Annotated in this window: 1 protein-coding gene; it reads left to right on the forward strand. The window is 72.8% G+C overall.

Annotation, left to right across the window (positions count from 1 at the left end):
* Positions 1-164 precede the first annotated feature (164 nt).
* A complete protein-coding gene (locus AC4OXY_RS43375) occupies positions 165-12629 on the forward strand; it encodes a type I polyketide synthase (protein WP_491992462.1) in 12465 nt (4154 codons plus the stop codon).
* Positions 12630-12633: the final 4 nt, after the last annotated feature.

Here is a 12633-nt window from a genome sequence, read left to right on the forward strand (position 1 = left end):
CACGCGGGCCTTCGGCATGCCCGCACATGGTCGGCGGCCCGTACGAAAGACCGAGGCTAGAGATTCCCCTAGAGCGCTTCCACGGATCGCCGGAGGGCCCCGGGACGCGTGCGAATGTGTGAGCAACCCCCAGCCTCCCGCCCCCGGTATTTGGAGTGCCATCGATGAACGAGCCGGTGCCCACCGCCGTCCCGAACACCGTCCCGGGCCAAGAGCCCGTGGCCGTGGTCGGCCTCGCGTGCCGGCTCCCGGGCGCCGACGATCCGGCCGCCTACTGGGAGTTGCTGACCGCGGGCCGCAACGCCGTCACCGACACCCCCGAGGACCGCCGCGCGGGCGTGCCCGCCGACGGCTGGCCCACCCCGCACGGCGGCACCGCCCCCCTGCGCGGCGGCTACGTCAGCGCACCCGCCGACTTCGACGCCGCGTTCTTCGGCATCTCGCCCCGCGAGGCCGACGCCACCGACCCGCAGGCCCGCCTCGCCCTCGAACTGGGCTGGGAGGCCCTGGAACACGCGGCGATCCCCGTCACCGCCGCCCCGCGCGCCACCGCGGTCTATCTCGGCGTCGACGTCTGCGACTACGCCGACGTCGTCCGCGACGCCGGACAGGGCACCGGACACCACACCCTCACCGGCCTCAACCGCTCCCTCGTCGCCAACCGGCTCTCCTACGCGCTCGGCGCCAGCGGCCCCAGCATGACCGTCGACAGCGCCCAGTCGTCCTCCCTGGTCGCCGTCCAGCTCGCCTGCGACAGCCTGCGGCACGGGGACTGCGCCCTCGCCCTGGCCGGCGGAGTGCACCTCAACCTCAGCCCGCAAAGCTCCCTGGCCGCAGCCCAGTTCGGGGCCCTCTCCCCGGACGGCGCCTGCCACACCTTCGACGCCCGGGCCAACGGCTACGTCCGCGGCGAGGGCGGCGGCATCGTCGTACTGAAGCTGCTCGCACACGCCCTCGCCGACGGCGACCGCATCCACGCTGTCATCCGCGGCGGCGCCCTCAACAACGACGGCACCGGCACCAGCATCACCACCCCGGACGCCAACGCCCAGGCCGCCGTCCTGCGCGCCGCGTACCTGCGTGCCGGAACCGACCCGGCCGGCATCGGCTACGTCGAACTCCACGGCACCGGAACCCGCGTCGGCGACCCCGTCGAGGCCGCCGCCCTCGGCGCGGTGCTCGGCACCGCGGAAGGCCGGCAGACCCCGCTGACCGTCGGCTCCGTGAAGACCAACATCGGCCACCTCGAAGGCGCCGCCGGCATCGCCGGACTCCTCAAGACCGTCCTGTGCCTGTCCCACCGCCGGCTGGTGCCCAGCCTTCACCACGACGAGCCGAACCCCGCCATCGACCTCGACGGCCTCGGCCTGCGCGTCCAGCGCGAGACCACCGACTGGACCCCGGCCGCGCCCGGCACCCCCCTGCGGGCCGGGGTCTCCTCCTTCGGCATGGGCGGCACCAACGCCCACCTCGTCCTCGAAGAAGCCCCCGCGACCGAAGAGGCCCCCCGGCAGCCGCGGACCGCCCCGGCCACCGTGCCCTGGCTGCTGTCCGCCGCCACCCCCGGCGCCCTGCGCGCCCAGGCCGACGGCCTCGCCGCGCACGTCCGCGCCACCGACGCCGACCCCGTCGACACCGCCTGGTCCCTGCTGACGACCCGCACACCCCTCGCCCACCGGTCCTTCGCCGTGGGCTCCGACACCGCCGGTCTGCTCAGCGGCATCACCACCGCGGCCCCGTACGGCCCGCTCGACGGCGACATCCACCGGCCCGTGTTCGTCTTCCCCGGCCAGGGCAGCCAGTGGGCCGGCATGGCCGCCGAACTCCTCGCCTCCTCCCCGGTGTTCGCCGCACGCCTCACCGAGTGCGGTACCGCACTGGCCCCGCACGTCGACTGGGACCTCGCCGCCGTCCTGCGCGGCGACGCGGACGCCCCGCCCCTGGACCGCTCCGACGTCGTGCAGCCCGTGCTGTGGGCCGTCATGGTGTCGCTGGCCGCCCTGTGGCAGTCGCACGGCATCAGCCCCGCCGCGGTCGTCGGACACTCCCAGGGCGAGATCGCCGCCGCCTGCGTCGCCGGAGCCCTCAGCCTGGAGGACGCGGCCATGGTGGTCGCCCTGCGCAGCAAGATCCTCGTCCCGCTGGAGGGCCGCAGCGGCATGGTCTCGCTCGCCCTTCCCGAGGACGCCGCCCGCCGCTTCACCGCGCGGTGGGACGACCGGGTCACCGTCGCCGCCCTCAACGGGCCCTCCTCCACCGTCGTCTCCGCCGACATCGAGACCGTCACCGACATCCTCGCCACCGCACAGCGCGAGAACGTCCGCGCCGGCCGCGTCGGCATCGACTACGCCTCCCACTCCCCGCACGTGGAACCCGTCCGCCAGGAGATGCTCGACCTCCTCGCCGCCATCACCCCGCTCCGCCCCGACGTGCCCTTCCTGTCCACCGTCACCGGACAATGGATCGACAGCGCGGCCACCGACGCACACTACTGGTACGACAACCTCCGCAACCCCGTCCTCCTGGAACCGGCCCTGCGCGCCCTGGCGCTCGCGGGCCACGGCGCCTTCGTCGAGGTCAGCCCGCACCCCGTACTCACCACACCCGTACAGGAGACCGTCGAGGCCGCGACCGGCCCCCGGCAGGCCGTCGTCACCGGCACCCTGCGCCGCGGCCAGGGCGGAGCCACCCGCTTCCAGACCTCCCTCGGCGCCCTGTGGGCCCACGGCGCCGACGTCGACTGGACCCCCGTCTTCACCGGCCTCGCACCAAGGCGCACCGAACTGCCCACCTACGCCTTCCAGCGCCGACGCCACTGGATCACCGGCACACCGGACCTCACCCCGGCCACCACGACGGCCCCCGCCGACAGCGGCCCGGCCACCACCTCCGACGAGCCGGCCACCGGACTCGACGACGCCGACGCCCTGCGGCTCGTCCTCCAATCCACCGCCGTCGTCCTCGGCTACCCGGACCAGGCACTCGTCGACGCCCAACGGACCTTCAAAGAACTCGGCATCGACTCCGTCACCGCCGTCGAACTGCGCGACCGGCTCAACTCCGTGGCCGGACTCGCCCTCCCGGCGACCGCCGTCTACGAACATCCCACGCCCGCACGGCTCGCCGAGAGCCTGAACGCCTCCCCCTCGACCGACCTCGTCCTGCGCGACCACCAGCACACCGCCGACGAGCCGATCGCGATCGTGTCCATGGGCTGCCGCTTCCCGGGCGGCGTCCGCGCCCCCGAGGACCTGTGGCGCCTGGTCGCCGACGGCGTGGACGCCGTCACCGCGTTCCCGGCCGACCGCGGCTGGGACCTCGACGCCCTCTACGACCCCGACCCCGACCACACCGGCACCACATACGTCCGTGAGGGCGGATTCCTGCACGACGCGGCCGAGTTCGACGCCGGCTTCTTCGGGATCTCGCCGCGTGAGGCGACCGCGATGGACCCGCAGCAGCGGCTGCTCCTGGAGACCACCTGGGAGACGATCGAACGGGCGGGACTGGACCCCCACGCCCTGCACGCCACCGCCACCGGCGTCTTCGTCGGAGCCACCGCGCCCGAATACGGCCCCCGCCTGTACGAAGCGGCCGAAGCCGTCGAGGGCCACGTCCTGACCGGTACGACGTCCAGCGTGGCGTCCGGGCGCATCGCCTACGCCCTGGGCCTGGAGGGCCCGGCGGTCACGGTCGACACGGCCTGCTCCTCGTCCCTGGTCGCCCTGCACCTGGCCGTGCGCGCCCTGCGCTCCGGCGAGTGCAGCCTGGCGGTGGCCGGCGGCGCCACGGTGATGTCCAGCCCCGGCATGTTCGTCGAGTTCAGCCGGCAGCGCGGCCTGGCCGTCGACGGCCGCTGCAAGCCCTTCGCCGCCGGTGCCGACGGCACGGGCTGGGGCGAAGGCGTCGGTGTGCTGCTGCTGGAGCGGCTCTCGGACGCCGAGGCCCAGGGCCATCAGGTGCTGGCGGTGGTGCGGGGTTCGGCGATCAACCAGGACGGCGCGTCCAACGGTCTGACGGCCCCCAACGGCCTGTCCCAGCAGCGGGTGATCCGTGCGGCGCTGGCCGATGCGGGTCTGTCGGTGGCTGATGTGGACGTGGTGGAGGCGCACGGTACGGGTACGAAGCTGGGCGACCCGATCGAGGCGCAGGCACTCCTCGCCACGTACGGGCAGGGACATGACAGCGACCGGCCGTTGTGGCTGGGGTCGGTGAAGGCCAACATCGGTCACACCCAGGCCGCCGCAGGTGTGGCCGGTGTGATCAAGATGGTGCAGGCCATGCGGCACGGCACCCTGCCGAAGTCCCTGCACGCCGAAACCCCGTCACCGCTGGTCGACTGGTCCGAGGGCGCGGTGGAGCTGCTGGCGCAGGCGCGGGCCTGGGAGGAGAGCGAGGGCCGGCCGCGTCGGGCGGCGGTGTCGTCGTTCGGCATCAGTGGTACGAACGCCCACGTCATCCTGGAAGCCACGGCCGAACCGGCCGAGCCCGAGCCCGCCGACGCGGTCACGGACACGCCCGGCCGCGAGCTCGTACTCCCTTGGCTCGTTTCCGCCCGCACTCCCGCCGCACTCGCGGAACAGGAGTCCCGGCTCGCGCAGTTCGCCGCCGAGTCCACCTCCCTCGCCGCCGTTGATGTGGCGTGGTCGTTGTGGCGGTCGCGGTCGGTGTTCGAGTGCCGGTCGGTGATGGTGGCGGGTGAGTCGGTGTCGTCGGGTTCGGTGGTGGGCGGGGCTGGCTCTCCGGTGTTCGTGTTCCCGGGGCAGGGTGCGCAGTGGGTGGGAATGGCGGTGGAACTGCTTGATTCTTCGCCGGTGTTCGCGGCTCGGTTCGCGGAGTGTGGGGTGGCGTTGGGGGAGTTCGTCGAGTGGTCGTTGGTGGATGTGGTGCGCGGGGTGGAGGGTGCGCCTGGGTTTGACCGGGTGGATGTGGTCCAGCCGGTGTTGTGGGCGGTGATGGTGTCGCTTGCCGCCCTGTGGGAGTCGTACGGGGTGAAGCCCGCCGCTGTGGTGGGTCATTCGCAGGGCGAGATCGCTGCTGCTGTGGTGGCGGGTGCGTTGTCGTTGTCGGATGGTGCGCGGGTGGTGGCGTTGCGGTCGCGGGCGATCGTGGCGTTGGCGGGGCGTGGCGGGATGGTGTCGGTTGCGCTGGATGCCGAGGGTGCTGGGGAGTTGGCGGGTCGTTGGGTGGGTCGGGTGTCGGTGGCTGCGGTGAACGGGCCGACGTCGACCGTGGTGTCCGGTGACGCGGATGCGTTGGACGAGCTGGTCGCCTACGCCGAGGAATCCGGCGTTCGGGTGCGGCGGATCGATGTGGATTACGCGTCGCATTCGGCTCATGTGGAGGCGATCGAGGGGGAGTTGGCGGAGGTGCTGGCGCCGGTGGTGGCGTCGGTGCCGGTGGTGCCGTTCTTCTCGACGGTGACGGGTGAGTGGGTCGAGTCGGCGCAGACGGATGCGGGGTACTGGTACCGCAACCTGCGTCAGACGGTTCGGCTCAAGCCCGCCGTGGACGCGCTGATCGAGGAGGATCATGGCGCGTTCCTGGAGATGAGTCCGCATCCGGTGCTGACGGTGCCGGTGGCGGAGACCGTGGAGGCGGCTGGTTCGGATGCGGTGGTCGTGGGATCTCTGCGTCGTGGTGAGGGGGGTCTGGAGCGGTTCTATCTCTCTCTGGGTGAGGCGTGGACGCGCGGTGTCGGTGTGGACTGGGTGCCGGTGTTCGTGGGGTTGGCTCCGCGTCGGGTGGAGCTGCCGACGTATGCGTTCCAGCGCAGTCGTTACTGGCTCGATCTGCCCAGGGTGGAAGCCGTTGCGGATCCGGCTCAGGAGTGGTTCTGGCGGAGTGTCGAGGCGGGTGATGTGGCGGAGCTGGCGGGCACGCTCGGGGTTGCGGAGGGGTTGGAGCATGTCGTTCCGGCCCTCGCCGCCTGGCGCACCGCACGCCGCGAACGGGGCGTGGTCGACGGATGGCGGCATCGTGTGGAATGGCGGCCGTTGCCCACCACCGTCCCCGCAGCTGTCGAGGGAACCTGGCTGATCGTCGTCCCTGAGCCGATGGACGGCGATGGACTGGTCACCGTGCTGCGAGCCGGGCTTGAGGACGAGCTGGCGGCCCGTGGCGCTCGTTCCGTCGTCGTCGCCGTCGACGCCGGCCGACTGGACCGTACGGCTCTCGGCGCTCTCCTCACATCCGCCGGCACGCCCACTGAGACACCCGCCGACGCGTTCGCCGGTGTGCTGTCGCTCCTGGCGCTCGACGCGCGACCGCACCCGCGACAGCCGGCCGTACCGCTCGGCCTCGCCGGAACCCTCACGCTCGTACAGGCCCTCGGCGACACGGGAATCGACGCACCCCTCTGGTGCGTGACCCAGGGTGCCGTGGCCACCGGCGAGGACGACGGCCCGACGGCGCCCGTGCAGGCCGGTGTCTGGGGCATGGGCCGGACCGCCGCACTGGAGCACCCCAGGCGCTGGGGCGGACTCGTAGACCTCCCGGCGGCCGGGGCGGCCGGTGCCGTCGGCCTGCTGCTGGACGCCGTCACGGCGGGCACGGCGGAGGACCAGGTGGCGCTGCGGGACGGCACCGCATACGGCCGTCGGCTCGTCCACGCTCGCACCGGCGGCAAGCCGGCGCCGCGTGACTGGCGGCCGCGCGGCACCGTCCTCGTCACCGGAGGGACCGGGGCGCTCGGCGCCCACGTAGCCCGCTGGCTGGCAACGCGCGGGGCCGAACACCTCGTCCTCACCAGTCGCCGTGGTGACGACTCCCACCTCGCCGAGCTGCGGCAGGAACTCGCACAGCGCGGCACCCGGATCACCGTCGCCGCCTGTGACACGGCGGACCGCGAGGCCCTTGCCGACCTGGTCAACGGCCTTGCCGCAGCCGGAACTCCGGTCCGGTCCGTGATCCACGCGGCAGGCGTGAGCGTCCTCGGCCCGATCACGGAGACCGATGTCGACGACCTCGCCGCCACCCTGTCCGGCAAGGTCCTCGGCGCCGCACGCCTGGACGAGGCGCTGGACGCGGCCGAACTCGACGCCGTGGTCTACTTCTCGTCGATCTCGGGCACCTGGGGCGTCGCCGACCACGCCGCTTACGGCGCCGCCAACGCGATCCTGGACGCCTGCGCCGAACAACGCCGTGCCGCCGGCGTACCGGTGCTCTCCGTGGCCTGGGGGCCCTGGGCCGGGGGCGGCATGATCGCCGAGTCCGTGCAGGACGGCCTGCGCCGCCGGGGCCTCCCCGTCATCGAGCCGGCCACCGCGATCACCGGGCTGCAGCAGGCCCTCGACCACGACGACACGGTCATCGCGGTCGCCGACGTCGACTGGCGCCGGTTCTCCGAGGTGTTCACCTCCGTGCGAGGAAGCGCCCTCCTGTCGGAACTGTCCGGCGCCCGCTCCGGGACGACGGACACGGCAGCCGCCAGCGCCTCGGGCGACGCCACCTCCGCCGCGCTCCGCGAACTGGCCGACCTCGAACCCACCCGTCGTACCGCCGCACTGCGCGCTCTGGTCGGCACCCACGTGGCCGCGACGCTGGGCCACACCGACGCGGAGGCGGTCAGTGTCGAGGCGGCCTTCAAGGAACTGGGCTTCGACTCCCTCACCGCAGTGGCACTCCGCGACCGCCTGCACCGTGCGACGGGCCTGAAGCTGCCCACCACCGTCGTCTTCGACCATCCCAGCATCTCCGCCCTCGCCGACTACATCGACGAGCTCGCCTTCGACGGCCGGCGCGACGACGCGCAACCTGCCCCGGCCATCGTGCGCGCGGCCGGCGCTCATGCGGACGACGACATCGCCATCGTGTCGATGAGCTGCCGCTTTCCCGGTGGTGTCCGCACCCCCGAGGACCTGTGGCGCCTGGTCGCCGACGGCGTGGACGCCATCACCCCGCTGCCCACCGACCGCGGCTGGGACCTCGACGCCCTCTACGATCCCGACCCCGACCACCTCGGCACCAGCTACGTACGGGAGAGCGGATTCCTGCATGACGCGGCCGAGTTCGACGCCGGGTTCTTCGGGATCTCGCCGCGTGAGGCGACCGCGATGGACCCGCAGCAGCGGCTGCTCCTGGAAGCCACCTGGGAGACCCTGGAGCGCGCGGGCATCGGCCCCAAGTCGCTGCGCGGCAGCTCGACCGGCGTGTACATCGGCCTGACCGACCAGGAGTACGCCACCCGACTGCGGGCCGCGTCCGGCGAGAACGAGGGGTACCTCGCGACCGGATCGGCAGCCAGCGTGGCGTCCGGGCGCATCGCCTATGCCCTGGGCCTGGAGGGCCCGGCGGTCACGGTCGACACGGCCTGCTCCTCGTCCCTGGTCGCCCTGCACCTGGCCGTGCGCGCCCTGCGCTCCGGCGAGTGCAGCCTGGCGGTGGCCGGCGGCGCCACGGTGATGTCGGGACCAGGGGCGTTCGTCGCCTTCAGCCGCCAGCGCGCCCTCGCCCCCGACGGCCGCTGCAAGCCCTTCGCCGCGGGCGCGGACGGATTCGCCCTGTCGGAGGGGGTGGGTGTGCTGCTGCTGGAGCGGTTGTCGGACGCCGAGGCCCAGGGCCATCAGGTGCTGGCGGTGGTGCGGGGTTCGGCGATCAACCAGGACGGCGCGTCCAACGGTCTGACGGCCCCCAACGGTCTTTCGCAACAGCGCGTGATTCGTGCGGCGTTGGCCGATGCGGGTCTGTCGGTGGCTGATGTGGACGTGGTGGAGGCGCACGGTACGGGTACGAAGCTGGGTGACCCGATCGAGGCGCAGGCACTCCTCGCCACGTATGGGCAGGAGCGGGAGGGCGACCGGCCGTTGTGGCTGGGGTCGGTGAAGTCCAACATCGGTCATGCGCAGGCCGCTTCGGGCATGGCCGGGATCATCAAGATGGTGCAGGCCATGCGGCACGGCACCCTGCCGAAGTCCCTGCGAGGCGACCAGCCGTCGCCGCTGGTCGACTGGTCCGAGGGCGCGGTGGAGCTGCTGGCGCAGGCGCGGGCCTGGGAGGAGCGTGACGGCCGGCCGCGTCGGGCGGCGGTGTCGTCGTTCGGCATCAGTGGTACGAACGCCCACATCATCCTCGAAGAGCCGCAGCACGCGGCCGACGACTCCGAGTTGCCCGAGCGGGACCCGGCGCACGACGCGGCGGTCGTACCTCTGCTCACCTCCGCCCGCACGGAAGCGGCACTGGCCGCCCAGGTCCAGCAACTGACCGCCCACATGGAGTCCACCTCCCTCGCCGCCGTGGATGTGGCGTGGTCGTTGTGGCGGTCGCGGTCGGTGTTCGAGTGCCGGTCGGTGATGGTGGCGGGTGAGTCGGTGTCGTCGGGTTCGGTGGTGGGCGGGGCTGGTTCTCCGGTGTTCGTGTTCCCGGGGCAGGGTGCGCAGTGGGTGGGTATGGCGGTGGAACTGCTTGATTCTTCGCCGGTGTTCGCGGCTCGGTTCGCGGAGTGTGGGGTGGCGTTGGGGGAGTTCGTCGAGTGGTCGTTGGTGGATGTGGTGCGCGGGGTGGAGGGCGCGCCTGGGTTTGACCGGGTGGACGTGGTGCAGCCCGTGTTGTGGGCGGTGATGGTGTCGCTTGCCGCGTTGTGGGAGTCGTTCGGGGTGCGGCCTGCTGCTGTGGTGGGTCATTCGCAGGGTGAGATCGCTGCTGCTGTGGTGGCGGGTGCGTTGTCGTTGTCGGATGGTGCGCGGGTGGTGGCGTTGCGGTCGCGGGCGATCGTGGCGTTGGCGGGGCGTGGCGGGATGGTGTCGGTTGCGCTGGATGCCGAGGGTGCTTCGGAGTTGGCGGGTCGCTGGGCGGGTCGGGTGTCGGTGGCTGCGGTGAACGGGCCGACGTCGACCGTGGTGTCCGGTGACGCGGATGCGTTGGACGAGCTGGTCGCCTACGCCGAGGAGTCGGGTGTTCGGGTGCGGCGGATCGATGTGGATTATGCGTCGCATTCGGCTCATGTGGAGGCGATCGAGGGGGAGTTGGCGGAGGTGTTGGCGCCGGTGGTGGCGTCGGTGCCGGGGGTGCCGTTCTTCTCGACGGTGACGGGTGAGTGGGTCGAGTCGGCGCAGACGGATGCGGGGTACTGGTACCGCAACCTGCGCCAGACGGTGCGTCTGGAGCCGACGGTGCGGCGTCTGGTGGATGCCGGGCACGGTGCGTTCCTGGAGATGAGCCCGCATCCGGTGCTGACGGTGCCGGTCGCCGAGACCGTGGAGGCGGCTGGTTCGGATGCCGTGGTCGTGGGATCTCTGCGTCGTGGTGAGGGGGGTCTGGAGCGGTTCTACCTCTCTCTGGGTGAGGCCTGGACGCGCGGTGTCGGTGTCGACTGGGCGCCGGTGTTCGAGGGGCTGTCCCCGCGTCGGGTGGAGCTGCCGACGTATGCGTTCCAGCGCAGTCGTTACTGGCTCGATCTGCCCAGGGTGGAAGCCGTTGCGGATCCGGCTCAGGAGTGGTTCTGGCGGAGTGTCGAGGCGGGTGATGTGGCGGAGCTGGCGGGCACGCTCGGGGTTGCGGAGGGGTTGGAGCATGTCGTTCCGGCCCTCGCCGCCTGGCGCACCGCACGCCGCGAACGGAGCACACTCGACAACTGGCGGTATCGCGTCGTGTGGCGGCCCTACGAGGCGGCCGCGAGCGGGGCGCCCGGCGATACCTGGCTGCTCGTCGTGCCCGAAGGACGGACGGAGGACGACGTCACGGTCCGGACGCGACGCGTCCTGGAGGACGCGGGGACGAGCGTCGTACCCGTCGTCGTACCGGAGCAGGCGGACCGGGTGGTCGTCGCCGAGCTGCTGGACGCCGCGGTGCGTCCCGGGGACGCGCCGGCCGGGGTGCTGTCCCTGCTGGCCCTGGAGACCGATCCGGACAAGCGCAGCCCGGGTGTCACCAAGGGAGTGCTGGGCTCCATGGCGCTGAGCCAAGCCCTCGCCGACAACGCGATCCACGCCGGACTGTGGTCGTTGACGCGCGGAGCCGTCGCCGTCGACGGCGAGGAGGCGCCGAGCGACGGTCAGGCAGCCGCATGGGGTCTGCTCCGGGTGGCCGCGCTGGACGATCCCGAGCGGTCCGGCGGGCTGGTGGACCTTCCCGCGGACGGTGGCATCGAGTTGCTCACGCACCTGCCCGCGCTGCTCGCGGCGGGCGACGCGCCCGGTGGGGAGAGCGAGTTCGCGCTCCGGCCCGGAACCGTGGGCCTGCGGGTGCGGCGCATGGTGCGCTCGCCGCTCGCGGGCTCGGCCGACGCCCCGGTGTGGACGCCGCGCGGCACCGTGCTCATCACCGGAGGCACCGGAGCACTCGGCGCCCATGTGGCCAGGGACCTCGCCCGTGCGGGCGCGGAGCATCTGGTGCTGACCAGTCGACGCGGTCCCGAGGCACCGGGCGCGGCGGAGCTGGAAGCCGAACTGGCCGGTCTCGGCTGCCGGGTGACCATCGCCGCCTGTGACGTCGCCGACCGCGACGCGCTCGGCGCGGTTCTGGACGGCATTCCCGTGGAGTCCCCGCTGACGGCGATCGTCCACACCGCGGGCGCGGTGGACCAGGCACGACCGCTCACGCAGATCGACGCCGACGCGGCCGCCGAGCTCATGCACGCCAAGGTCGTCGGTGCCGAGAATCTGCACGACCTGCTGGGCACACGCCCGTTGGACGCCTTCGTGCTCTTCTCCTCCGGAGCCGGCGTGTGGGGCAACGGCGGCCAGGGACCGTACGCGGCGGCCAACGCCCACCTCGACTCGCTCGCCGAGCGGCGCCGTGCCGCCGGCCTGCCCGCCACCTCGATCGCCTGGGGCGCCTGGGCCGGTGGCGGCATGGTCGATGCCGAGGTGGGCGAGCAGTTGGCGCGGCGCGGGGTGCCCGCGATGGAGCCGGCGCTCGCCGTGCGCGCCCTGCGTGAGTCGGTGGCGGCGCGGGAGACCGCCGTCGTCGTGGCGGACATCCGCTGGGACCGGTTCGTCCCCGCGTACTGCGCCCACGGGCACCGCCCGCTGATCGAGGAGATCCCGGACGTACAGGCCCTGCTGGCCGCCCGGGCCGCCGAAGGCGCGGCCGGGCAGGCGGCGGACGCGACCGCGGGGGCCTCCGACAGGCTGCGCGGCGAACTGGCCGCGCTGCCTTCGGCCAAGCGCAGGCGGCGGCTGACCGAGTTGGTCCGGACGCACGTCGCAGCGGTACTCGGCGCCGGAGCCGGTGACGGAGTCAAGCCCGGCCGGGCCTTCCGTGACATGGGCTTCGACTCCCTGACCGGCGTCGAACTGCGCAACCGGCTCGGCGCCGCACTGGGCGTCAAACTCTCCGCGACGCTCGTGTTCGACTACCCGACACCGAAGGCGCTCGCCGACCACCTGGACACGGAATTCTGGCCCGCGGACGACGCTGACGACGCGGACAACGCCCTCGCCCCGGGGCTCACGGAGCGCGGCTCCCGGCTCAACCAGCTCGATCCCCGGCTCAAGGAGATCGAGGCGGCCTACCGCGCCACCTCGGACCCGGCCGGCCGGACTGAACTCGCCGACGCGCTGCGAAGCCTGCTCGACTCTTGGGCGGCACCCGTCGACGAGGCCGCCCCCGCGGCCGTGGACGAGGAACTGGTCGACGCATCCGACCAGGACATGTTCGACCTGATCGACAAGGAACTCGGGATCTCCTGAGCGG

The sequence above is a fragment of the Streptomyces sp. HUAS MG56 genome (assembly GCF_058673395.1).